The following is a 25,030-nucleotide window of genomic DNA, read 5'->3' as shown; positions in this document are numbered from 1 at the left end:
AAGAAGATCTCGTGGTACCTCCAGGAATCGAACCAGGGACACAAGGATTTTCAGTCCTTTGCTCTACCAACTGAGCTAAGGTACCTCAGTTTTACGGCTGCAAAAGTACAACTATTTTTATAACTACCAAAACTTTTAGCAATTATTTTTTACCACAAAACCGTAATATATTAATTATAAGGATTTTATAGTTTATAAAAAGCTCTATTTATCTCCATTCTAACTACTTATTTCTTTCTCTTCGCTTCTCACTTCTCAGGATATTTAGCCATAAACTCCCCTACTTTATCTACCATATTTGCCGAGCCACAGAAGAAAGGTACCCGCTGATGTAGCTCCGTTGCTTTGATGTCTAGTATACGACGATACCCGTCCGTAGCCTTGCCACCAGCCTGCTCTGTCAAGAAAGCTATCGGATTGCATTCATAGAGCAGCCTGAGCTTACCCTTAGGCGTACGTGTCCCCGATGGGTAAATGTAGATACCCCCCTTGAGCATATTGCGGTGAAAATCTGATACCAATGAACCTATATAACGCGAAGTATACGGACGATCACCTTCCAACGCCTGACAGTATTTTAGATAGTCTTTTACCCCTTGTGGAAAGTGCACATAATTACCCTCGTTAATAGAGTAAATTGTTCCATCTTTTGGGTATTGCATATTGGGGTGCGAGAGGTAATAGGTGCCTATCGAAGGGTCGAGTGTAAAGCCATTTACGCCGTGCCCTGTGGTGTAGACGAGCATCGTTGAGAGCCCATAGACCACATAGCCTGCTGCCACTTGCTGATTGCCAGGCTGCAAAAAGTCCTCTAATTGCACAGGCGTACCTACAGGTGTTACACGCTTATAGATGGAGAAGATCGTCCCTACCGTTACGTTTACATCGGCATTGCTCGATCCATCTAAGGGGTCCATCAGCACTACATATTTACTGGTCTTACCCTCAATGGGGATGAAAAACTCATTCTCCTCAGAGGCAATCCCACAAACGACATCACGTTTAGTAAGTGCCCTAATAAATAAGTCATTAGCAAAGACATCAAGTTTCTTCTGCACTTCGCCCTGAATATTCTCAGTGCCGAGGTCGCCCAAAATATCCTCTACTAAGCCTGCCTTGTTCACCTCGCGGTTTACGAGTTTTGAGGCTAATTTAATAGCACTCAATAGCCTTGAGAGTTCCCCTGTGGAGTACTCAAAATGTTGCTGGTTCTGAATAATAAATTCCCCCAGCGTCTGGTGTGTTTTCTGTGTTGTCATTATATGTAGGTTTGAGGTCTGAGGTATGGGGTCTGAGACTCAAAGCTCACCTCCCGATACCTCAAGTCTGATTATTTACTTCTCTTAAATCTAAGCCGAATAGTGTCAGTTGCTTAAAGTGCTTGCTATTGCACGTATAGAGTGATACCTTGTGATAGATTGCTGTGGCAGCAATCATCAGGTCAGCAGGCTCAAGACCCATCCAGTGTTTCGACATCTTTACCATTAGCTCAGAGATTGCCATATTGGCGTGGTACATCGGCAACGCATAGATAACTTGCTTATAGCCTTCTCTTTGTACTTTTGTTAAGCCCTGAAAACTACTCAGCCAGCGATTCAGTTCAACCAATATGATAGAAGTTATTGCTATATTTCTAACACCTACTTCTCCTTCTATTATTGAAACAATATGAGTAACTCCCTCCAAATACTGACTTACAATATTTGTGTCACAAATCGCTTTCATCATAGTTTGCATAAGCACGTTTAAATTTTGGTATGGTTTTTCCTTCGGCTTTTAGTTGCCTACTAATTGCTTGGGCATTTCTGATAGCCGCAAACAACTCCTTCTGCTTCTTGGTTAATTTCTCTTTAGGCTCACTATTCTTGCCTGCCTTTGTTTTTGTTGCTACTTCTTGCATAATACATCTTTTTTAGATTTTAGGTGTCAGGCTAATCCCTGATCTCTGAAAGCTGATTCAGATATGCTCCTATGGTATTCTCTAACCCCAAGTACAATGCCTCGCAGATCAGCGCGTGCCCTATAGATACCTCTTCAAGATTAGCGATATTATCATTAAAATATTTGAGATTCTGCAAACTCAGGTCGTGTCCCGCATTTAAGCCCAAGCCTACGCGCTGCGCCTCCAAAGCTGCTGTGATATAAGGTGCAATAGCTGCTGCCTTATCACCTTTGGCATACTTGCTCGCATAGCCTTCGGTATAGAGTTCTACGCGGTCGGCACCCGTCTCAGCAGCCCCTGCCACCATAGCCTCTACAGGGTCTACAAAGAGCGAGGTGCGTATGCCTGCCCGCTTAAATTCTGCTACCACCTCAGTGAGGAAACGCTTGTGTCGCAGCGTATCCCAGCCCGCATTAGAGGTAATCGCATCCTCAGCATCAGGCACTAAGGTTACTTGCGTAGGCTTCACCGCAAGCACCAAGTCCACAAACTTAGGCACAGGGTTGCCCTCGATGTTATACTCCGTAACCACCACGTTCAAAAGGTCAAACGCATCTTGGTAGCGAATATGGCGCTCATCAGGGCGCGGGTGAATGGTGATGCCCTCAGCCCCAAAGCGTTGCACATCGGTAGCCACTTGTAAAAGGTCGGGCACATTGCCCCCACGCGCATTTCGCAGGGTTGCTATCTTGTTGATATTTACACTTAACTTTGTCATCTTCTTTATGGGGTTTCTGTTTCTTCTTGCTGTTGGGTATTCCTGCTATCATCCTCGCTATTACCAGCCCTCGGCTCATTGGCTTCGTTGTTGCGCTCGCGCGCTTTCACATCTTCTTCCTCCACTTGCTTACGCAGAATCGAATCTTGCTTGCTGCGCTTTATAATCACAGCCTTAGGGTCGAACTTAGGGTTGTAGTTGCGCACGCTGGCAGTATCCTTATCGTGGCGTTGAGGCTTGATGTCGCCCACCAGCACTTTTTTCAGCGAAGTGATATAAGCCTCGCTGTTCTTTACCTTCTTCTCCAAGCTATTGCTTTTGAGCAGCAATTGCAGTGTCTCCTGCTTGTTCTCTACAGCTGTATACCCCAGCACGTATTGCCTTAGTGGGGTGTAGATCAGCAGCAGGACGGTAAATGTGATTACTACCAAAGCAAAGAGCGAGCCAAACACAAAGATATTCAGCCTGCTGAGGCGAAATGAAGCCTTTTCCTCAAAGGTTTCATCGTCCATTACCACTAGGCGGTATTTGCTCAGCCACTTGCGCTTTAACTGTTCCTTTCTCGATTCCTTCTGTGTTGCCATATTATTCAGGGATCAGAGGTCAGAGATCAGAAGTCAGTTTTCAACAGATAGATACTGCTTACTGACTACTGATTGCTGATCTCTATGATAAATTAATTACCCTTTCAATCTGAGGGACGTACTTTTTGATAGTCATCTCAACGCCACTCTTGAGCGTCATCTGGTTCACCGTGCAGTTCAAGCAAGTGCCCTCTAAGCGCACTCTTACCTCTCTGTCGTCAATGATGTCTACCAAAGTAATATCGCCTCCATCGTTCTGCAAAAACGGACGTATCTCGTCCAAAGCCTTTATTACTTCACTTCTTACTTCTTCTGATGTCATTATTGTTATGATTTGAATATAAAAATTATTTAATTTAATGCTTTAAGCCGTGCTACTTTCTACTCATTACTCTCTACTCTCTATTTACTGCACCCCGCCATTGTAGTAATCTTTATTGCTTCTGATGGGGGCAAACTCTGGTTACGCTCCACTACACTCTGCACTGTTAGTTTAGCCATCAACTCAAAGGCACGCGCCTGCACAGTACCCTCTTGTAAAGTCGTAGGTCTACCCACATCACCCGATTCGCGAATACTCTGTATCAAAGGGATTTCACCCAAGAAAGGTATCTGTAAATCTTCTGCGAGATACTTAGCTCCTTCCCTACCAAAGATGTAATATTTGTTATTAGGCAATTCAGCAGGGGTGAAATACGCCATATTCTCTACAATACCCAGCACAGGCACGTTAATCGTCTCTTGCTGGAACATAGCCACTCCCTTACGTGCATCCGCCAAGGCTACTTTCTGAGGCGTGCTTACTACTACGGCTCCCGTTACGGGCATTGCTTGCAAAATACTCAGGTGAATATCTCCTGTCCCTGGTGGTAAATCAACTAACAGAAAGTCAAGTTCACCCCAGTCGGCATCAAAAATCATCTGATTGAGTGCCTTCGATGCCATCGCCCCTCGCCATATCACCGCCTGATTAGCCCCTACAAAGAAGCCAATAGAAAGGATCTTTACCCCATAACTCTCAATAGGCTTCATCATCGACTTCCCATCTACTACTACCGATTGCGGACGCTCTCCCATCACATCAAACATCATTGGGATAGAAGGTCCATAAATATCCGCATCCAAAACGCCTACTTTAAAGCCCATTTTAGAAAGTGAAATCGCCAAATTCGCCGTAATGGTCGACTTGCCAACACCTCCCTTACCCGAGGCTATCGCTATGATATTCTTTATCCCTGGGATAGGCTTGCCCTTAATCTCAGGTTTCTCAGGGGCTACCACCTTTACGTTTACGATTACTTTGGCTTTTTCGTGTACCTCCCCGTGAATGGCTTTCATTATCTCCACTTCGGTGCGCTTCTTAGCTTGTAGACTGGGGTTATCAATCACCACGTCTACTACTACTTCATCACCAAAGATTACAATATTTTGAACCGCACCGCTATCCACCAAGTTCTTCCCTTCACCAGGGGCGGTAATCTTTCGCAATGCCTCTACAACATCATTCTTCTGTAATTGAATCATAAATTATTTAATTAATCTTTTAATATCTCGTACGTGCGCCCTCTTGGCGCTCTTTGAGATTGCAAATGTAGTACATTTATCTTAAAAAACAACTCCTTCCTAAAAAACTTAGCTCAAAATTCTCTTTCTCAAACCTAATCAATTGATAAATGAGACCTTGCCTCCCTACTTCGGATACTCCAAATTAGCATCTGTCAAATGATAAAGCACTTCCTCTAAGTATTTCTTCGCTTCGTACTTCGCCATTGGCAAGTTATTATTGTAAAAATTGCCGCACTCTAAGGCAGAGGCACCGGGTATCTCTCCCTCAAAAGCTGCCATATACTCAAAGAGCTCTGTTATCAGGGGTACAATATCCTTTGAGGTATAATCGCCTGCCAATATCAGATAATTGCCTGTCATACAGCCCATAGGCCCCCAATAGATGATTTTGTCTTTCCACGCACTATTGCGCAGCCACGTAGCCGCCAAGTGCTCCATTGTGTGGATTTCTGCCCCACCGAGTACAGGCTCGCGGTAAGGGCGTTTCATACGGATATCAAAAGAGGTCAGCACCTCGCTGCCCACATAATCCTTGCGCGATACGTAGATGCCGCGCTCTAACTTTAAGTGATCAATACAAAAACTCGCTATTCTTTCCATTGTGTTTAATTATTTATCTCCGTAGTGTCCCCAAGCAGATATAAGGAATACCTTCTTATTTTCCTCATCTACCTGATAGATCAATCGGTGTTTGCTGTCTATTCTCCGCGACATTTCATCAGTTCCCCCTTTTAACTTTTCTGGATGTCCTGTTCCTATTTCAGGATGTCTTTTTAATTCATTCACTAAGAGTTCTATTTTCTTAAGTAAGTTCCTCATCCATATCCTTACTACATACTAAATAACTCTCGCTGCTTTTCCTCTGTAAGAGTCATTCTCTTACTGTTCTTTGCTCTATTAATCTTTGCGAAAAACTCTTTTTCAGAGAGTTCAGTGTCATCTTTTTTTATTTCTATCCCAATAGCATCTAATAGTTTTTCTACTACTAAGAGCTGTTTTATAGAAATAGGTTGTTTAAATTCTAATGTTGTTACCATCTCTCTTGTTTTTTATTGTTTTATCTTTCCCAAACCACATCTGTTATTTCAAGACTCTTATCAAAGCGTACGGCTAAGATCTCGTCCGATACCTCTTGTAGCGTAAAATCATAAGTAATCTCTACCCCTCCTTGCACTTCCTCATTAGGGCTAAGCCATAAATGTGTCAATCGCAGCTGCCTAATAATCTCCTCAGCAGTAACCTCCTCTTCCGTGCCATACGCATCTACAAACTCCTCAGAGAGTTCCTCAATGTGCCACTCTATAAACTCAGCGATGACCTCATCGGTTTTGTAGTTGGCTTTGATATACGCCTTCGCTTTGCTGTACATTGCCTCAGCATTATCCAAAAGAAGCTGCACTGTAGCAATATTCTTCTCCTCTACCAATTTATCAAAGATGTCAAAGCTAATTTCTAACTCCTCACCCTCGAAATTCACAACAAGGTCTGCTACAATACCCTCCTCAGCAGGGAAGTTCAACTGCCCAAAATACTTAGTTTTTAATGTAATCTCTGCCATATATTAAACTTATTCATTAAAATACCCCGTCTTCCCTACTGCCTTGCCGATGAGCGTGGTCGAGGTGCAGCTTTCTACCAGCACATCTACAAAGTCGCCTACCTTATAGTCCCCTTTGGGGAATACCACCACCGTATTCTGGGTATTGCGCCCCATCCACTGCTCGGCAGACTTCTTGCTGGTGCCTTCAATGAGCACTTCTACCACCTTGCCCACTTGCGCCTGCGTGCGAATAGCACTGTGCTTCTGTTGCAAGTCGATAATCTCCATAAGGCGGCGTTTCTTTACCTCCTCGGGCACATCGTCTTCTATCTTGCGCGCAGCCAGCGTACCGGGTCGCTCTGAGTAGGCAAACATAAAGCCGAAATCGTACTTTACGTACTCCATAAGGCTCAATGTATCGCGGTGATCTTCCTCTGTCTCTGTGGGGAAGCCCGCAATCATATCCTGAGAAATAGCACAATCAGGAATGCGCTCCCGTATATCATCAATGAGCTTAAAATACTCCTCACGCGTGTGCAACCTATTCATCGCCTTTAAGATGCGATTGCTGCCGCTCTGCACGGGTAGGTGAATATACTTGCAGATGTTGTGATGCCGTGCCATTGTGTCGATCACATCGAGGGTCATATCTTGCGGATTGGAGGTCGAGAAGCGAATGCGCATCTTGGGGTAAGCCGTTGCTACCATATCCAGCAGCCCTGCAAAGTTCACCGCAGTGGCTTGCTGCATCTCGCTGGCCTTAGCAAAGTCCTTCTTGAGGCCGCCGCCATACCACAGATAGCTATCGACATTCTGCCCCAGCAGCGTAACCTCCTTAAAACCACGCTCAGCAAGGTCGCCAATCTCATTGAGGATGGAGTAAGGGTCGCGGCTGCGTTCCCGTCCACGAGTGAAAGGAACAATGCAGAACGTACACATATTGTCGCAACCGCGTGTGATGGACACAAAAGCCGTAACCCCATTGCTGCCGAGCCTAATAGGGGCAATATCCGCGTAGGTCTCGTCCTTAGAGAGGATCACATTCACTGCCTCACGCCCGCTTTCCACGTCCTCCAAGAGGTTGGGAAGGTCTTTATACGCATCAGGACCTACCACCATATCGACTATCTTTTCCTCTTCCAAAAAAGCGTGCTTTACGCGCTCTGCCATACAGCCCAGCACGCCCACCTTCATCGCGGGCTTCTTGCGCTTATAGCTGTTGAACTGTTCCAAACGCTTACGTATAGTTTGCTCGGCTTTCTCGCGTACCGAACAAGTATTGATAAGCACCAAATCCGCCTCCTCAAGTTGATCGGTAGTGTTGTAACCCACCTTCGAGAGGATAGACGCTACGATCTCGCTATCGGAAAAATTCATCTGACAGCCGTAGCTCTCTATGTATAACTTCTTAGTATTCTGAGCATTAGTAGCCATCACAAGGCTTTGCCCTTGCTTAGCTTCGTCTATTTCTTTTGCCATTTGTGTATAGTGATTAGCCCTTAGTAGTAGTGATTAGGGCGCAAAGATACAAAATTTTAATGATAAATAAACAATGATAAATGATTAATTGCCCGTACCACTCAGCACAAACACATCAAAAAGCACCGTTCCAGATTGCCCCATTAGAAGCGTAACCCATTAATAACAAGGGTAAAAGCACCGCACTCACACGCTAAAACCAACCCCTGACCTCTGCCTTCTGAAAAAAAATACTCACTATCCATTGTGCATTATAAATTATTCACTATCTTTGCAGCATCTTTTTAACAATACTGCAACACAACATTCTTCCACAACTTTCTAACTACTAATCACCGACCTCTAACCCCTAAACCTAAGAGGAAGGTAAGAGAAACGTAAGAGCAACTACGGTACCAATACGCTACCAATACGGATGCAGTACGGCACCCTATCACCCCTCTCCCCTACCCTATAAGGGTCTATTTCGGCACTATTAGGTGCTATACATTCTTCAATAATAGATCAATTTTAATACGAATATGATAAAAATTACCTTGCTGCTAACTACCTACACGGTTCACACTGCAATTCGCACACAAAAAAAGCGGGAAGCTTAAACCTCCCGCTTATACCTGATCGCTGATTACTGACCCCTAATCCCTGATCACTAATCCCCTTTACTTAAAGTTACTAATGCTCCTGGGCTCCTTGCTACTATTGACTTTGTCGATAAAGGCACGCATCTCGTCGGTAAGCAGCAGTATATCCGTGTGCTCCCAGAACTCAGGGTTGTAGGCACGCTTAAGCTGGAACATATCCATCTTTGCCGATACATTTGCCGTCACAGGCTCTTCCGATGGCAGTGGTTCAGCGGTGTAGAAATAGTACAAATCGAACACATCTGTGCCCTCCTTCGACACCACCTCCACCTTGTGATAGTAGTAAGCCTTTGAGAGCTGGTACTTACCCGTAGCCTCATTCAGAGCAAAATCGGAACGCTTCTCAAACTTCAAAGTGCGCGTCTTCAAGTTCGGACCGAAAGGCATCAACTGCCCATCGGGATTGTTAAAGGTCAGGTACAGCTGATCGAACGTATACTGACCTTTCTTGAGCAGATAGTGCCCCTTTTCGTTCTTCTTCTTAGCATCTTTAAAAGCAAAGTCTAACTTAGCCGAAAGCGAGTCATTCCCTGAGGAATACGTATGCGAATACTTATCGGCAGGCGTCCACGGCGAAGCCACTGAGTTGAGCAATCCCTCAAAGTTCATCATCTTGATGTAGTACTTCTTGCTGGTGTTCACACTCGCCAAGCGCGCATTCTCGAGCTCAATCCTATAGTTATCCTTAGGCGTTGAAAGCCCTTCCATACTGAAAAGCGTGTTCTTCTCAATCTTCCCTGTAAGGTCGATGAGCTTCTCTATTTCACCATTCTTACGAAGCAGCCCACGCATAAAAAAGCGCTCCTTATGTGGCGAAAGAGCATACCACTTAGCAGCCGCCTTCTTCATCAACGTATAAGGGTCGCCCGCTGTGAGGGTAATAGCCTCAAGCTCAAACGTCTTAGGCTTTAAGTAGATCTTCGACTTCCCTTTCAGCTCTGTGAAGCTCGTCTTAAGGGTCTCGTACCCCAAGCACTCAATGGTCAGAGGGTTTGCTGTCGACTCAATGTAGAAGCCCCCATCGTCGTTACTAATGGCGTAATTCAGCTCGTTGTGCACCGTAGCATAAGGCACAGGTGCCTGAGTTTCCTCATCTAAAATAACCGCTTTGAGCACGTGCTGGCTGTAACCCTTTACCCCAATAAGGCTCATCGCTAAAAACAGTAAACAAAATATCTTTTTCATAAACACAATTTTGAAATTACAGCGCAAAAGTACAAAAATAAAATCAATAACAACCTTATCAAGTAAAAAAACTACAAAAAAAGGAAGCACTAACAGAAAAAACTCTTGAAAATAGCTTAAAAAATGCTATAGGAATTTGTCACTTCTAAAATAAAGCCGTATCTTTGCCTTATCAATTAAATAGTTTTACAGATGAAAAAAGGTATCTTATTAGCAGTAAGTGCGTTAGCAGGTGTATTCGCTGCCAATGCACAAATAGATAGCACGCAGGTGGCACCAGTGCGCGACACCTTAGTGACCCCCACAGTGCAGGAAGCCCCTCGCGACACCACCGATGTGAGTGCACAACGCCCTTCAAGCCGCCACAATGAGGTGTGGAACAAAGTAGGTTTGGAAGTGCGCGGCGGGCTTAACATCGCGTGGATATCACACGAACTATCGCCCATACCAATGCAAGTCAGCCCCAATGTAGGGCTGCACCTCGGCTGCTTGGCAACGCTGAACTTCTCAAAATACCTCGGTATGGAAACGGGGTTGGTATTTACCTCAAAAGGTGAAACGTGGAAGGTTGATGGCTATAACCGCAATACAGGTGCCCGCATAGAAGGTGAGGCGAACCTCTACTGCAATTATTTAGAACTGCCTGTGCATTTTAGGGTACGTGTACCACTGGGCAACGTAACACTATTTGCGCGCACAGGTCCTTATTTTGCTTTTGCTACCCACGGCAATGTGCTTGCTAAAGGCGATTTTGTCACCTTTGCCAGAGGGGGCAATAGGAGCAGTAGTACCGATAAGGAGCGTTTTAAACTGAAAGTGGGCAACACTGCCGACGCTGATTTCCGCAGTTTCGATAGTGGTTGGGCAATTGCCACAGGGGTCGAAATCGGTAAGGCTACCATAGGCTTGCAGTTTAGCTTTGGCTTCTTGGATGTGTATAACACGCCTTTCAACACTTACGACCCTCAAACAGGCACCCGAGGGCAAGCCGAGTGGGGCGATACACGCAATTATGCCTTTACCATCACAGGAGGCTATCGCTTCTTTTAGTAATAAAATATGTAACACTTAAATAGATAATTATATGAAGAAACTAATTTTACTATTGGCAGCCCTCGTAGGGGGCTATACAGCGGTAGGACAAACTACCGTAGGTTTAGAGGTACGCGCAGGGCTGAACGTCTCAGGGCTTTACCTCTCAGAATTGGGAGATGCGGACAATTACCCCAATGCAGGTATCAACGCAGGGGCACTTTTTACGGTGAACTTCCCGAAAGGTTTTGGCTTGGAGACGGGCTTGGTATTCTCAATGAAAGGCAACACCTTGGAAAATGTGGTTGATACGCGCACGGAGTACCGCAAGGATGCGCAATACGTCTTCCGCAACTACTTGGAGATGCCTGTGCATTTCAGGTATCGCATACCTGTAAGCGATAAAGTAACGCTCACCGCACGGGTAGGACCTTATGTGGCACTTGGTTTATACGGCAATGTGAAGGAAGAGCATACCACTGACAACCCTGGCGAGCGACGTCATACGGACTCTAAATGGCACTCCTTGACCGTAGGTACAGGTGAAAAGGACGACTTTAAGCCTTTCGACGTAGGGATTCAGATAGGCACAGGCGTGGAAGTGTGGCGCTTTACAGGTTCAGTACAGTTTGGCTATGGCTTCACCGATGTGCTGCCTCAGCACACTTATGGCAACTCGCGCAATATGGTGTTTAGCATCTCAGCAGGGTATAGGATATTTTAGAATAGAGAGTAAAGAACAAAAAGTAGAGAGCAGAGATCAGATTTAATATGGATCTCTGCTCTCTATATTATATAAACACTAAAAAATCACATTCTTTTTTATACATCTCACCTTACCAAATTCAAGGAGTAAGTATAGCGCAAAACTATTCTTCATACACTAATTCTTGCCTACTTTCTCTTAATCTCCAAAAAATATTGTACCTTTGCCCTATGATTTCAAAGACTACCATCGATAAAGTATATGACCAAATGCGCGTAGAGGAGGTCATTGGCGACTTCGTCCAACTCAAACGGGCAGGCTCTAACCTCAAAGGGCTCAGCCCTTTCTCCAATGAGCGCACCCCGAGTTTTATGGTATCGCCTGTAAAGCAAATTTGGAAAGATTTCTCCAGCGGCAAGGGCGGTAATGCCATTGCCTTCTTGATGGAACACGAACACTTCACTTACCCCGAGGCAATCCGCTATCTGGCAAAGAAATATAACATCGATGTCGAGGAAACAGGCACCCCTTCCGATGATAAAGCCGACGAGCGTGAGAGCCTTTACATCGTATCGGAATACGCCCAGCAGTACTTTGCGCAAACCCTTCACAACACCGAGCAGGGCAAGGCGGTAGGCCTTACTTACTTTAAGGAACGCGGCTTTACCCCCGAAACCATTGAGAAATTCCACCTCGGCTTCTCCCTTGACGAGTGGACAGCCTTTACCGATACCGCCCTCAAGAATGGCTACAAACTCGAATTTTTAGAGAAAACAGGGCTTACCATCGTCAAGGACGACCGCCGTTTCGACCGCTTTAAAGGGCGTGTGATGTTCCCAATACACTCAATGAGCGGCCGTGTGCTCGGCTTCGGGGGGCGTGTGCTCGTGCAAGACAAGAAGGCTGCCAAGTACCTCAACTCGCCCGAAAGTGAGATTTACCACAAGAGTAAGGTGCTCTATGGTATCTACTACGCCAAGCAAGCTATCGCTAAGGCTGATAACTGCTACTTGGTTGAAGGCTATACCGATGTGATCCAGATGCACCAAAAGAGTATTGAGAACGTGGTAGCCTCCAGTGGCACCGCCCTCACCCCCGACCAGATCCGCCTTATCAAGCGTCTTACACCCAACATCACAGTGCTTTATGATGGCGATGCGGCAGGACTTAGAGCCTCTTTGCGTGGGGTTGATCTCATCCTCGAAGAGGGGATGAACGTAAAAGTCTGTACTTTTCCTGAGGGAGAAGACCCTGACAGCTTTGCCAAGAAAACCGCCTACGAGGATTTAGTACTCTATTTAGAGCAAAATGCCGTTGATTTTATCCGCTTCAAAGCCTCCCTTTTGATGGAGGAGTCCCAAGGCGACCCAATCAAGAAAGCATCTACTATCCGCGATATTGTGGAGAGCATCTCCAAAATCCCCGACCTGATCAAGCAGGAAGTTTACGTGCGTGAGTGCGCTTCCATTATGGATATTTCGGAGGCTGTGCTCTTTTCCACCCTCTCACAAATCCTTAAAAACGACGCCTTTGAAGGACAAAAAGTAGAGCGACGTAAGCCTACATTGCAGGTCTCGCACACCCCTGAACAGCAAGCACAGCGCACCACTAATCGCTTAGAGATCTTAGAGCACGACCTGATAAAATACCTCCTACTCTATGGTAACCGCACGTGCACCTTTACCGATATCGTACTGCTAACTGATGAAGAGGGGCAACTTGAAGAAAAAGAAGTACAACAAGAGCTAAAAGTGTATGAGAAAATCTTTTTAGAGCTACAAGAGGATGAGATAGAGTTCACCAATCCTGACTTTAAGGCGATCTATCAGCTGCTGATGAGTAAGTTCCAAGAGAACCCTGACTACAACCTTGATCACTTTGCCGCCGAGCTACCTGTGGAGCTTAGTGAGAAGGTTTCTGAAATCATTATGGAGGATGAGAACTACCAACTTGATAATTGGCTGCGCAAGGACATCGTAGCCAAGGACAAGGATGCCAAGATTGACGTTGCTATTGCTGACATCATTCTTAACATCCGCTCTTTATTGGTAAAACACTTAGTGAGCCACACCTCTGAAGCACTTCCTGAGGCCACTCCTGAGGAGAAACAGAATATCTTAGAGGAAGTGATGAGCTACCTCCAACTACAAAAGATACTCGCCAAGCGCCTCAACGTAGTGGTGAACTATTAAGAGACTTTTCAGCAAACAATAGTGGCTTATTAAAAGAAAATACGTAACTTTGCATTTTGGAAGATTTTAACAATGATAAAGAATTACATCATATTAGCCCATAAAGCCCCTGAGCAATTACAGCGAATGATCACCCAATTGGATGATGAGGACGCTATGTTCTTTATTCACCTTGATGCTAAGGCAGATCTCACCGCCTTTGAGCAGGTAGTAAAAGGTCCAAGGGTACAGTTTATTACCCAAAGAGAGCATTGCCTTCCCTGTGAAGGGAACCCTTCTCTATTGACGCGATGTAGATCTCTATGTAGCGGGTAGCAAGCACACTACAGGGTACCTGCTGTACAGTCGGTTTTGGAATAAGTTTTTAAAGGACAGAGACTATATAATTGTAGAAGAGCCGTTTAAGAGGCTCGTCAATCAGGGGTAATATTGGGTATGAGTGCTTTTGCGTATCGTTTGGAGGGCACGAATACTTTTGTCAGCAAAGGACTTATTGGCGACAAGAAAGCGTAGGTCTTGCACGTAGATATATTCCTCCTCAAAGACGTTAGCGATGAGTTGGACATAGAACCCTTTAAAGCGTGGCGACCCGATTATCCTGAGGCTACTTTTGAAACAGAAGGTGGCAAGTATCTTTGCAGGCGCGAGGTAGAAAAGATGTCGAAATCGAAGTACAATGTCGTTAATCCCGATGATATATGCGAGCAATACGGGGCAGATACGCTCAGGCTTTACGAAATGTTTTTAGGCCCGGTGGAGCAAGCTAAGCCGTGGAATACACTGGGCATATCAGGGGTGTATAATTTCTTGAAAAAGCTATGGCGTTTGTACGTCAGCGAGAGAGCGATAAGTGAGGAGCAGCCCACAGCAGCAATGCTCAAGACGCTGCACAAGACTATTAAGAAAGTAAATGAGGATATAGAGACGTTTTCGTTTAACACCTCTGTGAGTCAGTTTATGATATGCGTAAACGAGCTGGCTGCAGAACAGTGCCACCACAAGACAATATTAGAGCCCCTAATAGTGTTCATTGCCCCCTTTGCGCCCCATCTTGCAGAAGAGCTATGGCACCGCTTGGGGCACAATGAGAGTATGGCGTATGCACCTTATCCCGTACACGAGGATAAGTACTTGGTAGAAAGCGAAAAGGAATACCCTGTGTCGTTCAACGGTAAAATGTGGTTTAAGAAGTCGTTCCCTGCCGATATAAGTGTGAAGGATATTGAGGCGGTAATCCTCACTGATGAACAGACCGTGGCACAGTTAGGAGGGTCGGCTCCTAAGAAGATAATCGTGGTACCAGGGTGGATTATCAATGTGATGCTATAGCTTTTAGGGTTTATTTCTGAGAAAAGAAGAATTAATCATTGCTCATTCATCATTATTTCGTACCTTTGTCCCCGGAAAGCAAAATCACTATATGAAATTAAAAAACATTATCACAGTAGCTACTATGGCAGTAGGTTTTGGCAATTTGTACGCTCAGAAGAAAGTAGTAAAGAAGGCTCAGGCGAAAGAGCAGCAGAACCGTGGGAAGTCCACTGACTATGGCAAGCCTACTGATGTGGAGGCAGAAGCAGGTGCTTTTGCAGTTGTGCCGCTGAAGTACGACTCAATGCCGTAGATAAGTATATTGACACAGAGACGATGTACATCCATTTCTCAAAGCATTATGTAGGTTATATCAACAACCTGAATAAGGCAGTGGCAGGCAGGCCAGAGGCACAAAAACCTATTGAGGAACTCATCCGTACACTTGATATCAACAATGCAGCTCTGCACAACAACGCTGGGGGCTATTACAATCATACAATGTATTTTGACATTATCTCACCCAAAGGGGGTGGGCAACCCACAGGTAAATTAGCAGCAGCTATCAATCGCGACTTTGGCAGTTTTGAGGCTTTTAAGAAAGTATTTGCAGAGGCAGGGGCTAAACGTTTTGGTTCAGGCTGGGTGTGGCTTGTAGTTAAAAATGGCAAGCTCGCCGTAGTAAGCACTGCCAATCAAGACTGTCCGCTGATGGCAGGCTTAGAAGTATCAGGCACCCCTATCCTGGCAATGGACGTTTGAGAACACGCCTACTACCTCAAACACCAAAACAAACGCAGCGACTACACCACTAACTTTTTTAATGTGATTGATTGGGAGAATGTGGGGAGGAGATATGAGAAGATGATAAATTAGAAAAAAATGATCCTGTTGGAACCAAAAATATCAGTAGTCATCAACACTTACAATGCGGAAAAGCATCTACAAACCGTCTTAGAAACTGTTAAGGACTTTGACGAGGTAGTGGTGTGCGATATGCAAAGTACTGACCGCACAATTGCTATTGCTGAGCAATACGGCTGTAAAATTGTTTATCACGAGAGATTGTCGTATGTGGAGCCTGCTAGAAATTATGCAATACAGTCGGCTGCTAATGAGTGGGTGTTGCTTATTGACGCTGACGAGATGGTGCCTACAACGCTTAAAGATGAACTATTGCGAAGGTTGCAAACTGAAGAATTTGATGCCTTAGCAGTGCCACGCAAGAATTACTTTATGGGGCGGTTTATGCGCAGTACTTTTCCTGATTATAACATTCGCTTCTTTAAGAAAAGTAAGGTGAACTGGTTGCCTGCAATACACTCTACCCCTACGATTGATGGTAAGCTGCTGTATTTGAAGAAAGACAAACGCTTTGCCTTAGAGCACTTGGCTAATGACAGTTTTACGGATGTATTGCGCAAGATACAACTCTACACTGATGCGGAACTATTGCGTCGCAAGCCTAAGCGTGTATCATTATTCAAATTTGTATGTGCTCCTATGATTGCTTTTTGCAAAACTTATTTTATAAAAGGAGGCTTTTTAGATGGTAAAGAAGGCTACTTATATGCAAAGATTGATGCCTATTATAAGTTTTTTATGCTGGCAAAACTCAATGAAGCATATCACCAAGCACATCAAAATGTATGAAAACAGAGGAGAAGAAAGAGATCATCATCACCATTGAGCGTTTTAGAAAAGCAGGCGGAACGGAAAGCTATATGTTTGACCTTATTCGTAGTTTCGCTCAACGTGGAATAAAGGTACACGTATATGCCGATAAGTTTGATACTTCACTTGATACCTATCCGCTGATTATACCTCATACAATCAACTTAAAATACATACCCAAGCCTTTACGAATATTTTTCTTTTACCGCTTTTTCAATAAACAGCGTCTGCAAGGGGTTCCTGTTATTACATTTAACTACACAGATAACGCAGATATACTGATATGTGGCGGCAATCGTTTGGGATACCTCAACGCTAATAACAATAGTTTAGATACAAGACAGGTAGGGTGTTTTGATAAATGGCAGATCAATCGTGAACGCGCTGCTTTTAAGTCAGTACGCACGATTGTAGCACATTCTGAGTTAATGAAAGAAGAGCTTATTAAATACTATGGAATAGCTGCTGAGAAAGTAACTATACTCTATCCTCCTATTGATACTTCTCGATTTGAAGTACTCGGCGAAGAGGCTCGCAGGACAATCAGAGCACGCTATGGCTGGAAGGAGGAGAAAACAGTATTTTTGTTCCCCTCAATAGGGCATAAGCGCAAAGGCTTTGAGGTGTTGGCTTCATTCTTTGCTAATACAGACCTACCTGTGAAGTTAGCCGTTGCAGGCACTCCTATAGAACAGTCAATGCGAAATGTAGAGAGTTTGGGGTTTTGCGATAATATGCCCGAACTCTACAATGCTGTAGATTACACAGCAATGGCTTCAGAATATGAACCTTTTGGGCTGGTAGGGATAGAATCGGTATTATGTGGCACTCCTATAGTGTTTTCAAAGAATATGGCTTGTAGAGAAGTGTTTAATGATAAGGCAGGCATTTTCTTTGATAGAAATAGCCCTAAAGCATTGAGAGCTGCCATAGAAGAGGCAGTGGTGCGTAAAGAAAAAGGGGGAGCACGCCTTACTAAACCCAAAGAATGCCTAAAATACGACCCAACAATTGAAAGGCATATTGAATCATTATTAAAATACTTAGAGAAAATAGAAGTTAAAAAAATACAATATGAAATCAGTTATTAAATACGGAGTTAATTACTTACCAGTAGTATGCTTTTTAATCTTTTTAATTGCAAATGTGGTATATATACATCGCTGGCGTGATCTGTGGATCATCTTACCTCTATCACTGAGCATAGAATTTATATACAACAAACGGTGGCAAAGTTTTAAATGGGAAGCAAAGCATTGGTATCTATGCATAGTATTGCTATATTTTAGTTTATTCTATCTACACTTACCTTTTGAGAAACTCTATTATCGCAGTTGGGTAAAGATTTTAGAACGAAATAATGCCTATCTACTACTGTTAGTTTTCTGTGGTTTTTTGGGGTTTGGTAAAGAACACAAACTGAGTTACTACCTCAATACACTAATAGTAGTAGCAGTGCTTTCGGTGTTGTATATTGTATGTTACAAAATTGGTTTAGGAAACTTCATTGCAGCAGAGGACAAGACTTGGGTTTTTGCTAATGAACGGATTGCTTCTGTAAATCACCATATGAAGTACAATATGTACTTAAACTTAGCTCTTATTGGAATATGGTATCTCGTATCGCGGGGTTATCAGCGGATGCGATGGTGGCTTATTAGCTATTATGTGTTATGCTTTGCAATATTGTTTTATATTTTATCCATCACAGAAGGGCGCAATGGCTTTTTGATGTGTTTGATTACACTGATCTTTATAGTAGTTATAGAGACTTGGAAGCGCAACAAATGGTTATCGGTAGTGTGTTTAGTAGGGGTACTTATCGTAGCTGGGTTGCTATTTGCGCATAATAAACGGCTTGATAACAATCACCTAAAGGAGGAGCCTCGTCTGTTTCTTTTTAAAGTAGCTAAGGAGATGATTAAAGAAAAGCCCCTATTAGGTTGGGGGGCTAATGAAGGCCAGTATTTTTTCACACAGCATAGGATGGCGCACCCTGAATGTGAATATTATAACGGTCATTTTTTAGATAGTCAGGTTTATCCTTATACTGATTCGCACAGCCAGTATTTACAAACACTCATTGTGTATGGTACGGTTGGTTTAGCTGTACTCTTAGCAACATTCACAATGCCCTTCTTTATCACTCGTAAAAAACAACTTGCCTTTCTTATTATAGCCTTAGTAGCAACCCAATCGGCTACTCAGATGCTAATGATTGATGAGTCAATCCCTATATTCATCTATGGAATATGGTTTCTATTGTTCTTTACTGACGATATTCTCCTTCCAAAAGGCGATAAAGCCACGAGCTAAAAGCATAATACTGCACGATCTCCTCAGGTACTTCTTGATAATCAGAGTGGAGAAAATCGCCCAATCGCTCTAAGGGGTCTTTGTGAAGAATAAAGATATTATTAGGATTATAGAAATCATAATTAACAACAGTCGTATTGTTAGTTATGATTTTCTTTTTGTATTTTAACGCCTCAAAGAAGCGCATTGAAAGTCCATTGTGTTCTACAATCTTAAAGTCTAAGAGCACCTTGGCAGATTTGGTACGTCTGAGGTTCTCCATAAAACTGAATGAAGCAAAGTTTATATGAGTTCTGTCGTAGAGGTATTTATGAGGTTCAATACCAGAGATGTTGATATCTAAAGGCAAATCATATTTTGTAAGTTCATTTACTAAAAAAAGTGTATCTTCAATGCGATTTGCTACATAAGCTCCTGCGTAATAAACAGAGTTGTTGGGGGTTACCTCTCCAACGCGATCATCATCAAAGTAGAAATTAGTACAGAGTTTCAACTGTGGATATTGGTCTTTATATCGCTGGTAATCGTCAGGGTCGAAGGAATAAAAGTGCTTATACTTTTTTATATACTCAAAAATTTCAGGATAGCGATTCAGTCCATCCCATTGGTAAGCAACGACTCTTTTGCCAAGAGAAAAAACTAAGTCAGTTTGCTGTAAAGGAATAGCATCTGGGCGAATAATGAGTACATAATCTGCCTTTTCTTTCAGAGAAGCAGTTTGCTTGAGTACTTCCTCAAAATTATATCGCTTCTCTAATGCTTTTTTGAAAGTGCGATCTTTATAGAAAGTCTTTCGGAATGCATTGTGCAGTTTATGCCCTAAGTGTTTATACTTAAAAGGTTTTGATGAAGCTACAGTAACTTCCATCCCTAATCGCTCCACATTGTACTTCATCAATTCTGGAATTTTGTAATGATTAGGAATAATGAGGATAATTTTCTTTCCTTTAAAAACGCTATAATCCATTATTTATATGAATATTAATATAATATAAACTTAAAATTGAAAACAAGTCAATCACACACAAAAGCCATACCTATGAATCCCTGACTGATCCCTATTTAGTTAATACCATAGTATTACGTTAGTATTAGGTTAGTAAGAGGATAGTATTAGGTTTAGCAAACAACTATCGAACAATCAACGGATTATAATACTGTCAAAAAACCTCTATTTTACACACTTCATACAGTCATAAACCCGCTTTTTCCATACGATTGACCTGAGTCGAAAAAATATTTTTGCAAAGATAGATATATTTTTTGTATCTTTGCACTTTCATATAAGAAATTTATGAGCATAAGGAAAAAGATACTTATTGACGTTGAACGTCTTCGCTATCCACATACAGGCCTTGCTAATGTTTGTGAGAACCTGATGAAGGGTATATCAGCAGAGATAGACCTTGATGTTGATATATATTATTTTGGACCCAAGCGTGCATTGTCGAACTTACCAGATTCCGTTGTGGTAGAATATAAAAAATGGCACAAATTTTACGAATGTTTTAGTAGATCATACGATATTATACATTCTACACATCAGTTGACTCATTACTTCCGTAAAACCTATAAGCATACTAAAAAAATTCTTACTTTGCATGATTTGAATTTTTTATATGAGGAAGGCGACTATACAAAAGCCTTGAACATTGTAAATAGAAATCTGCAGAATACAGATTACTTGGTCTGTATTTCTAATTTTGTAAGGAATGATATCTTAAAAAATAAAGAACTGTTAAACCTAAATAATGTTAAGGAAATTGTAGTAATACACAATGGAATCCAATTTCCTGACAAACAAGAATACAGTTTAGAAAAATACCCTTTTTTGAAAGATAAAAAATACATCCTCAACATAGGTGTTATTGCTTACAAGAAGAACCAAAAAGCATTAGTGCAAATGTTGCCTTTTATAGAAGAAGATTTAGTGATTGTCTCATCAAGCCAAAAAGATTCTTACTACAATGATATGTGGACTATTGCTAAAGATTTAGGAGTTGCGGATAGAGTACATATATTGAGTCATATCTCAGAGGAGGATAAAAAAGCATTAATAGCCAATTCTCAGGCTATGTGTCATCCTTCTTTAGCAGAAGGCTTTGGTATCCCCCCTATTGAGGCAATGACCTTTGGTAAGCCTGTATTCTTGAGTAGATACACAAGTTTACCTGAAATAGGAGGAGAGGTAGCTTTCTACTTCGATAGTTTTACACCAGAGGTAATGGCTAAAACTTTTAAAGATGGTATGCAGACATACCTTTCAAACAAACAGAACTACAGCAACCAATTGCAACAATGGGCTTCACAGTTCGACTATCGCGTGATGACACGCAATTATTTACAACTATATCAACGAATATAACCCAATATGATCAACATAGGCTTTGTACACGGGCGTTACCCTTATGGAGGAGGAGAAAAAATCACTTCAAATATAGCACCTTATCTAAAGGAATTGGGCTATAGAACTTTTGTTTTCTCTTCTAAGATCAATGAAGCAGCCATTGAAGAAAAAGACCATCAACACATCACTTTTATTCACGTTGATAAAACCCACTTCCTCTCTCCAGCCAAAGTATCATTGGCAGATAAAGTCAATGAATTGGACATAAAAATACTCGTTTTTATTGGCAAAGCTTTCAAGGCAGGGCGCGAAGGCATTTTTAAGAAAACAGACTGTAAGTGTATCTTCGCCCATTACGGAATGACCTTCTGGCAGCTTGAAGATGCCCTTGAGCGTTTACAGACAAAAGCACATACAAACTTCTTCAATCTCTTGTGGTATGGTGGGGTAAAAATACCACTTTACCACCTCCAACGGCGTATTAAGATTGAAAAATACCGCTATATATTAAACCACTACCACGCTTTTTCAGTGCTTTGCGAAGCTTATAAAGAAGAACTTACCTCTGCTTTACATCTTACCGATAATCACAAGATAGTAGCTGTACCTATGGGGCTGCTTCCTCTCTCTAAGCCTTACAGTTTGGAAAAGAAAAAGCACCTGCTCTATATCGGGCGAATGTCATATATGGACAAGCGCGTAGACCGTTTAGTAGAGATATGGCAACATCTATATAAGGACTTCCCTGATTGGGAAATGCGCTTAGTAGGCGAAGGACCAGAGCTACCTCACCTAAGGCAAATGGCAGCTGATTATGGCTTAGAGCGCATTACCTTCTACGGGCGACAAGAAAGCACCATTCCTTTCTACAACGAGGCTGCCATCTTCTGCCTCTCCTCACAGATCGAGGGGGCAGGTTTGGTGCTTATCGAAGCTCAACAAGCTGGCTTAGTACCTATTGCCTTTAGCTGCTCAGCGGGAGTAAGAGAGCTCTTAGCACCTAATGGAGTCAATGGCTTTGTAGTACCTAACGACAATATTGAGGCTTATGTAACGCAGCTCTGCAAGCTGATGACCAACCCTGAACTGCGCACACAAATACAGCAAAACGTACTTAAAAACGCTGAAAACTACGCAATGGAGCCCGTTGTAGCCAAATGGGACGCTATGTTCAAGCAAGTATTAAATAACTAAATAAACAGCAGACAAATGCATTTTCTAAAACATATCCGCTTTTCCGAATACCGTACTTTAATTTATAGACTTTTCTTGGTCTATCTATTTTATTTCTTAGCACGCGCTTCCTTTGTGCTCTTCAATGCCGATTACCTCACTGTGGGAGGCTTCTCTGGCTTCTTCCGCTTGGCATTCTATGGGTTACTGTTTGATACTACGGCAATCATCTACGTCAATATGCTCTTTATCCTACTGAGCATCATTCCCGCAATTATCAACACAAGCAAGGGCTACCAGCGAATGCTCTTCTGGGTGTATTTCCTCACCAACCTCCCCGCTTACTTATTGTGTTTTATAGACATTGCCTTTTTTGACTATAATAAGACTCGCCTTACTTGGGGAGCTACTGCCATCGTTGAGAACGAACATAACCTTACCCCAATCCTCTTTGGCTTTTTAGTGAAATATTGGAACGTATTTGTGTTGATGCTCATCTTATGTATCTTCTGGATATTCCTCTACCGCCTGAAAAGGCAACGCATCGTGGGTATTGCAGCGCGCAAGCCTTATTTTATTTCCTCTGCCATTACAATCGTACTGCTCACTCCCGCACTGATATGGGGTATCCGTGGCTTTTCGTTCAAGACAGGGGTAGTACCTCTTACCGTAATGGATGCTAATAAATACGCTAACGACGTCTCACAAGTGAATGTGTTGCTCAATACGCCTTTTAGCCTCATACGCACCATAGGGAAGGACAAAGGTTTCCGCGAATACCACTTCACAGATCAAAAATATATCACTGAGCATATCAAGCCTATCAAGCAATACGATCGCGAGGTACACAAAAAGCCCAACATCGTGCTGATTATCTTAGAAGGTATCGGTGCTGAGTATGTGGGTGTGCTCAATGAACACACAGGCATTGCAGGCTATCGTGGACATACCCCTTTCTTGGACTCCTTAGCACAACAAGGCTTTTACTTCACGAACATTTACGCCAATAGCAGCCATTCCATTGAGGGTATTCCCGCCATCACAGCAGGCATTCCTACTTTTGAGAGTACGTTTATGAACTCAGGTTATGCGCAGCGCCGTCTATCTTCACTGGCAAATATAAGCCGTGAGTTGGGCTATCAAACCCTTTTTGCACACGGGGCTACCAACGGCTCAATGAATTTCGACGCTTTCACCCATCAGATTGGCTACGAACGTTATTTAGGGCGCACTGAGTTCAACGACGAACGTTACTACAACGGTAGCTGGGGCATTGACGACGAGCCTTTCTTGCAGTATTTTGCTAAGAATATCGACCAAATGCACTCACCCTTTCTCGCTACGGTCTTTCTGCTCTCTTCACACGGACCTTATACCGTGCCCGAACCCTATAAAAACCGCTTCAATAAAGGTGATATCCCTATGCACAATGTGGTGGAATACTCCGACTATTCCATCGGTCAATTCTTTAAGACCATCAAGAAAATGCCTTGGTACGAGCATACCATCTTCGCCATTATCTCCGATCACACCACTGAGGACTTTTACGACTATTACAAGCAGCCCATTACGCACCATCGCGAACCGCTGATACTCTTCTCACCTGACAAGACTCTTGTACCACAGGGGCATTCTGATGTACTGGGACAACAAATTGACCTCTTCCCTACACTCGTAGACCTGATGGGCTACCACAAACCTTTCCGCTCGTGGGGGCGCAGCTTGCTGAGTGATAGTGACGAGATGCCTCGTGCCTACATCCCTAACAAGACTTTTTACCAGCTGATGCAAGGTAACTACATCTACCTCATTGACCACGCTGGCGAACTCGCGGGTATCTATGACAAGAATGACTTCGCGCTGGTTCACAATCTCAAAGATCAACCCCTGAACCAAGAACAGCGCATAGGTATCGCCGATATGCGCGCCTTTATGCAAGACTTTATGGATCGCATCATCAACGATAAAATGAGGTAACTCCTATAGGTACAGCGAGATAAACATATTCCTAAACAAATAAATAAGAGAGAGTTGTGGCACCGCTCCGATGAGCCAGCTCAGCAGTAAGTTGGGTGCTGACTGACGTGTGAGGTACTGTTGTGCTGAAAAGCAAAGTCCGTTGGCAAATAGCAGTCCTGCCACTAAGTAAGTCATATCAATCTCGTGCGAAATGCTCAGCAATACCGCAAAGCACGTAAGGGCGCCTATTCCCATACAAAACGGATTCCCATAGAACCTGATATACTGCAAAAACACCATCAGAAAGCAACTGATAGCCAAGTTCATTACGTAGAAATACAAAATCGGATACTTCTCAATCGGCACTACTATAAACGCCACCAGCAGCAATACTGCAATATAGCCATAGAGCAGCCATTTTCCCTTCTTCTCAACGATGATAAACGGGTTATTCATCCAGCCTACCATAAACAGCACCGAGTAAATCAGCGCTGGCAGGGCAACAGTACCCAATAATAGCGATAGCCAAGTCGCCCTTATCTCTTCCATAGGGAGATAAACAGGGATATACGACAAAAATACCATCGCCCCATAAATCGGTATCCAGATGGGGTGTACAAAAAACGATATAAAATAACTCAGATAGCGCATTGTGCCTAATTTTT

26 protein-coding genes, 1 tRNA gene and 2 pseudogenes are annotated in these 25,030 nt (G+C 43.1%); 13 read left to right on the top strand and 16 right to left on the bottom strand.

Annotated features, from left to right (window positions below):
• Positions 1-12 precede the first annotated feature (12 nt).
• The 14 genes from AXF12_RS02995 to AXF12_RS02930 form a co-directional block, all read right to left on the bottom strand.
• A tRNA-Phe gene (locus AXF12_RS02995) sits at positions 13-85 on the bottom strand.
• A 163-nt stretch (positions 86-248) separates the two neighbouring features.
• The gene (gene fbp, locus AXF12_RS02990; protein WP_066428186.1) at positions 249-1,259 is read right to left on the bottom strand and encodes a class 1 fructose-bisphosphatase; all 1,011 of its coding nucleotides are present in this window, start codon (positions 1,257-1,259) and stop codon (positions 249-251) included.
• A gap of 61 nt (positions 1,260-1,320) precedes the next feature.
• Positions 1,321-1,725, bottom strand: coding sequence for a PIN domain-containing protein (locus AXF12_RS02985; protein WP_066431727.1), 405 nt, complete (start codon positions 1,723-1,725; stop codon positions 1,321-1,323).
• Positions 1,709-1,900 carry a hypothetical protein gene (locus AXF12_RS02980; RefSeq protein ID WP_066428185.1) on the bottom strand — a complete coding sequence of 64 codons (192 nt, stop codon included), beginning with the start codon at positions 1,898-1,900 and terminating at the stop codon, positions 1,709-1,711. The genes AXF12_RS02985 and AXF12_RS02980 overlap by 17 nt, the downstream gene beginning before the upstream one ends.
• 31 nt (positions 1,901-1,931) lie before the next feature.
• Positions 1,932-2,660 (bottom strand): pyridoxine 5'-phosphate synthase, encoded by a 729-nt coding sequence (locus AXF12_RS02975; protein WP_066428184.1) that lies wholly within the window; start codon positions 2,658-2,660, stop codon positions 1,932-1,934.
• Positions 2,661-2,665: 5 nt separating this feature from the next.
• Positions 2,666-3,244 (bottom strand): peptidase M23, encoded by a 579-nt coding sequence (locus tag AXF12_RS02970; protein ID WP_074860870.1) that lies wholly within the window; start codon positions 3,242-3,244, stop codon positions 2,666-2,668.
• Between the two features lie 82 nt (positions 3,245-3,326).
• Positions 3,327-3,566: a NifU family protein gene (locus tag AXF12_RS02965; RefSeq protein ID WP_066428183.1), complete on the bottom strand. Its 240-nt coding sequence runs from the start codon at positions 3,564-3,566 to the stop codon at positions 3,327-3,329.
• 80 nt (positions 3,567-3,646) lie between these two features.
• A complete protein-coding gene (locus AXF12_RS02960; protein WP_066431725.1) occupies positions 3,647-4,765 on the bottom strand; it encodes an Mrp/NBP35 family ATP-binding protein in 1,119 nt (372 codons plus the stop codon).
• 168 nt (positions 4,766-4,933) lie between these two features.
• Entirely contained in the window at positions 4,934-5,410 is a 477-nt protein-coding gene (locus tag AXF12_RS02955) for an S-ribosylhomocysteine lyase (RefSeq protein ID WP_066428181.1), read from the bottom strand.
• A 9-nt stretch (positions 5,411-5,419) separates the two neighbouring features.
• Entirely contained in the window at positions 5,420-5,596 is a 177-nt protein-coding gene (locus AXF12_RS02950) for a type II toxin-antitoxin system YoeB family toxin (protein ID WP_197697157.1), read from the bottom strand.
• Positions 5,597-5,640: 44 nt separating this feature from the next.
• Positions 5,641-5,847 (bottom strand): hypothetical protein, encoded by a 207-nt coding sequence (locus AXF12_RS02945; RefSeq protein WP_066428178.1) that lies wholly within the window; start codon positions 5,845-5,847, stop codon positions 5,641-5,643.
• 20 nt (positions 5,848-5,867) lie between these two features.
• A complete protein-coding gene (locus AXF12_RS02940) occupies positions 5,868-6,368 on the bottom strand; it encodes a DUF2004 domain-containing protein (protein WP_066428176.1) in 501 nt (166 codons plus the stop codon).
• 9 nt (positions 6,369-6,377) lie between these two features.
• Complete coding sequence (miaB, locus tag AXF12_RS02935) at positions 6,378-7,829, bottom strand: tRNA (N6-isopentenyl adenosine(37)-C2)-methylthiotransferase MiaB (protein WP_066428174.1); 1,452 nt, start codon at positions 7,827-7,829, stop codon at positions 6,378-6,380.
• A gap of 659 nt (positions 7,830-8,488) precedes the next feature.
• Complete coding sequence (locus tag AXF12_RS02930) at positions 8,489-9,655, bottom strand: peptidase associated/transthyretin-like domain-containing protein (RefSeq protein WP_066428172.1); 1,167 nt, start codon at positions 9,653-9,655, stop codon at positions 8,489-8,491.
• A 192-nt stretch (positions 9,656-9,847) separates the two neighbouring features.
• On the opposite strand from AXF12_RS02930, the gene AXF12_RS02925 reads away from it, so the two are divergent.
• From AXF12_RS02925 to AXF12_RS02880, 10 genes and pseudogenes are all read left to right on the top strand, one after another.
• Positions 9,848-10,705 carry a porin family protein gene (locus AXF12_RS02925; protein ID WP_066428170.1) on the top strand — a complete coding sequence of 286 codons (858 nt, stop codon included), beginning with the start codon at positions 9,848-9,850 and terminating at the stop codon, positions 10,703-10,705.
• Between the two features lie 34 nt (positions 10,706-10,739).
• Positions 10,740-11,411 (top strand): porin family protein, encoded by a 672-nt coding sequence (locus tag AXF12_RS02920; protein ID WP_066428168.1) that lies wholly within the window; start codon positions 10,740-10,742, stop codon positions 11,409-11,411.
• A 212-nt stretch (positions 11,412-11,623) separates the two neighbouring features.
• Positions 11,624-13,585 (top strand): DNA primase, encoded by a 1,962-nt coding sequence (gene dnaG, locus AXF12_RS02915; RefSeq protein WP_066428165.1) that lies wholly within the window; start codon positions 11,624-11,626, stop codon positions 13,583-13,585.
• 72 nt (positions 13,586-13,657) lie between these two features.
• Positions 13,658-13,900 (top strand): hypothetical protein, encoded by a 243-nt coding sequence (locus AXF12_RS12055; protein ID WP_066428163.1) that lies wholly within the window; start codon positions 13,658-13,660, stop codon positions 13,898-13,900.
• Positions 13,872-14,914: pseudogene (locus AXF12_RS02905) on the top strand (class I tRNA ligase family protein); the annotation flags it as partial. The gene AXF12_RS12055 and the pseudogene AXF12_RS02905, both read left to right, overlap by 29 nt.
• A 91-nt stretch (positions 14,915-15,005) precedes the next feature.
• Positions 15,006-15,209, top strand: a complete 204-nt coding sequence (locus tag AXF12_RS12690; RefSeq protein WP_066428159.1) for a hypothetical protein — start codon at positions 15,006-15,008, stop codon at positions 15,207-15,209.
• A 23-nt stretch (positions 15,210-15,232) separates the two neighbouring features.
• Positions 15,233-15,772 (top strand): annotated as a pseudogene (locus AXF12_RS02895) (superoxide dismutase).
• 6 nt (positions 15,773-15,778) lie between these two features.
• Positions 15,779-16,549, top strand: coding sequence for a glycosyltransferase family 2 protein (locus AXF12_RS02890; protein WP_066428157.1), 771 nt, complete (start codon positions 15,779-15,781; stop codon positions 16,547-16,549).
• A complete protein-coding gene (locus AXF12_RS02885) occupies positions 16,546-17,661 on the top strand; it encodes a glycosyltransferase family 4 protein (protein ID WP_066428156.1) in 1,116 nt (371 codons plus the stop codon). Before AXF12_RS02890 ends, AXF12_RS02885 begins: the two co-directional genes overlap by 4 nt.
• On the top strand, positions 17,645-18,886 hold the full coding sequence (locus AXF12_RS02880; protein WP_066428154.1) for an O-antigen ligase family protein: 1,242 nt from the start codon (positions 17,645-17,647) through the stop codon (positions 18,884-18,886). Before AXF12_RS02885 ends, AXF12_RS02880 begins: the two co-directional genes overlap by 17 nt.
• On the opposite strand, the gene AXF12_RS02875 is transcribed toward AXF12_RS02880, so the two are convergent.
• Positions 18,840-19,853, bottom strand: a complete 1,014-nt coding sequence (locus AXF12_RS02875) for a WaaS/CpsH family glycosyltransferase (RefSeq protein ID WP_066428152.1) — start codon at positions 19,851-19,853, stop codon at positions 18,840-18,842. The genes AXF12_RS02880 and AXF12_RS02875 overlap by 47 nt on opposite strands.
• A gap of 327 nt (positions 19,854-20,180) precedes the next feature.
• Between AXF12_RS02875 and AXF12_RS02870 the strand changes: the two genes are divergently transcribed.
• Genes AXF12_RS02870 through AXF12_RS02860 form a run of 3 tightly spaced genes read left to right on the top strand, consistent with a single transcriptional unit; the run spans position 20,181 to position 24,383 of the window.
• Positions 20,181-21,251 (top strand): glycosyltransferase family 4 protein, encoded by a 1,071-nt coding sequence (locus AXF12_RS02870; protein WP_066428150.1) that lies wholly within the window; start codon positions 20,181-20,183, stop codon positions 21,249-21,251.
• 6 nt (positions 21,252-21,257) lie between these two features.
• Positions 21,258-22,427: a glycosyltransferase gene (locus tag AXF12_RS02865; RefSeq protein ID WP_066428148.1), complete on the top strand. Its 1,170-nt coding sequence runs from the start codon at positions 21,258-21,260 to the stop codon at positions 22,425-22,427.
• Positions 22,428-22,442: 15 nt separating this feature from the next.
• Complete coding sequence (locus tag AXF12_RS02860; RefSeq protein WP_066428147.1) at positions 22,443-24,383, top strand: LTA synthase family protein; 1,941 nt, start codon at positions 22,443-22,445, stop codon at positions 24,381-24,383.
• A 3-nt stretch (positions 24,384-24,386) separates the two neighbouring features.
• Here AXF12_RS02860 and AXF12_RS02855 read toward each other — a convergent pair whose 3' ends face one another.
• Positions 24,387-25,016, bottom strand: a complete 630-nt coding sequence (locus AXF12_RS02855) for a hypothetical protein (RefSeq protein ID WP_066428146.1) — start codon at positions 25,014-25,016, stop codon at positions 24,387-24,389.
• Positions 25,017-25,030: the final 14 nt, after the last annotated feature.

Source organism: Capnocytophaga haemolytica, from assembly GCF_001553545.1.
GTDB lineage: Bacteria > Bacteroidota > Bacteroidia > Flavobacteriales > Flavobacteriaceae > Capnocytophaga > Capnocytophaga haemolytica.
This window is presented reverse-complemented; position numbering and strand designations above follow the sequence as displayed.

What these genes read in the sequence shown, in the direction of transcription:
- fbp (WP_066428186.1), bottom strand. Translation starts at nt 1,259, where the DNA reads ATGACAACACAGAAAACACACCAGACGCTGGGGGAATTTATTATTCAG.
- AXF12_RS02985 (WP_066431727.1), bottom strand. Translation starts at nt 1,725, where the DNA reads ATGAAAGCGATTTGTGACACAAATATTGTAAGTCAGTATTTGGAGGGA.
- AXF12_RS02980 (WP_066428185.1), bottom strand. Translation starts at nt 1,900, where the DNA reads ATGCAAGAAGTAGCAACAAAAACAAAGGCAGGCAAGAATAGTGAGCCT.
- AXF12_RS02975 (WP_066428184.1), bottom strand. Translation starts at nt 2,660, where the DNA reads ATGACAAAGTTAAGTGTAAATATCAACAAGATAGCAACCCTGCGAAAT.
- AXF12_RS02970 (WP_074860870.1), bottom strand. Translation starts at nt 3,244, where the DNA reads ATGGCAACACAGAAGGAATCGAGAAAGGAACAGTTAAAGCGCAAGTGG.
- AXF12_RS02965 (WP_066428183.1), bottom strand. Translation starts at nt 3,566, where the DNA reads ATGACATCAGAAGAAGTAAGAAGTGAAGTAATAAAGGCTTTGGACGAG.
- AXF12_RS02955 (WP_066428181.1), bottom strand. Translation starts at nt 5,410, where the DNA reads ATGGAAAGAATAGCGAGTTTTTGTATTGATCACTTAAAGTTAGAGCGC.
- AXF12_RS02945 (WP_066428178.1), bottom strand. Translation starts at nt 5,847, where the DNA reads ATGGTAACAACATTAGAATTTAAACAACCTATTTCTATAAAACAGCTC.
- AXF12_RS02940 (WP_066428176.1), bottom strand. Translation starts at nt 6,368, where the DNA reads ATGGCAGAGATTACATTAAAAACTAAGTATTTTGGGCAGTTGAACTTC.
- miaB (WP_066428174.1), bottom strand. Translation starts at nt 7,829, where the DNA reads ATGGCAAAAGAAATAGACGAAGCTAAGCAAGGGCAAAGCCTTGTGATG.
- AXF12_RS02930 (WP_066428172.1), bottom strand. Translation starts at nt 9,655, where the DNA reads ATGAAAAAGATATTTTGTTTACTGTTTTTAGCGATGAGCCTTATTGGG.
- AXF12_RS02925 (WP_066428170.1), top strand. Translation starts at nt 9,848, where the DNA reads ATGAAAAAAGGTATCTTATTAGCAGTAAGTGCGTTAGCAGGTGTATTC.
- AXF12_RS02920 (WP_066428168.1), top strand. Translation starts at nt 10,740, where the DNA reads ATGAAGAAACTAATTTTACTATTGGCAGCCCTCGTAGGGGGCTATACA.
- dnaG (WP_066428165.1), top strand. Translation starts at nt 11,624, where the DNA reads ATGATTTCAAAGACTACCATCGATAAAGTATATGACCAAATGCGCGTA.
- AXF12_RS12055 (WP_066428163.1), top strand. Translation starts at nt 13,658, where the DNA reads ATGATAAAGAATTACATCATATTAGCCCATAAAGCCCCTGAGCAATTA.
- AXF12_RS12690 (WP_066428159.1), top strand. Translation starts at nt 15,006, where the DNA reads ATGAAATTAAAAAACATTATCACAGTAGCTACTATGGCAGTAGGTTTT.
- AXF12_RS02890 (WP_066428157.1), top strand. Translation starts at nt 15,779, where the DNA reads ATGATCCTGTTGGAACCAAAAATATCAGTAGTCATCAACACTTACAAT.
- AXF12_RS02885 (WP_066428156.1), top strand. Translation starts at nt 16,546, where the DNA reads ATGAAAACAGAGGAGAAGAAAGAGATCATCATCACCATTGAGCGTTTT.
- AXF12_RS02880 (WP_066428154.1), top strand. Translation starts at nt 17,645, where the DNA reads ATGAAATCAGTTATTAAATACGGAGTTAATTACTTACCAGTAGTATGC.
- AXF12_RS02875 (WP_066428152.1), bottom strand. Translation starts at nt 19,853, where the DNA reads ATGGATTATAGCGTTTTTAAAGGAAAGAAAATTATCCTCATTATTCCT.
- AXF12_RS02870 (WP_066428150.1), top strand. Translation starts at nt 20,181, where the DNA reads ATGAGCATAAGGAAAAAGATACTTATTGACGTTGAACGTCTTCGCTAT.
- AXF12_RS02865 (WP_066428148.1), top strand. Translation starts at nt 21,258, where the DNA reads ATGATCAACATAGGCTTTGTACACGGGCGTTACCCTTATGGAGGAGGA.
- AXF12_RS02860 (WP_066428147.1), top strand. Translation starts at nt 22,443, where the DNA reads ATGCATTTTCTAAAACATATCCGCTTTTCCGAATACCGTACTTTAATT.
- AXF12_RS02855 (WP_066428146.1), bottom strand. Translation starts at nt 25,016, where the DNA reads ATGCGCTATCTGAGTTATTTTATATCGTTTTTTGTACACCCCATCTGG.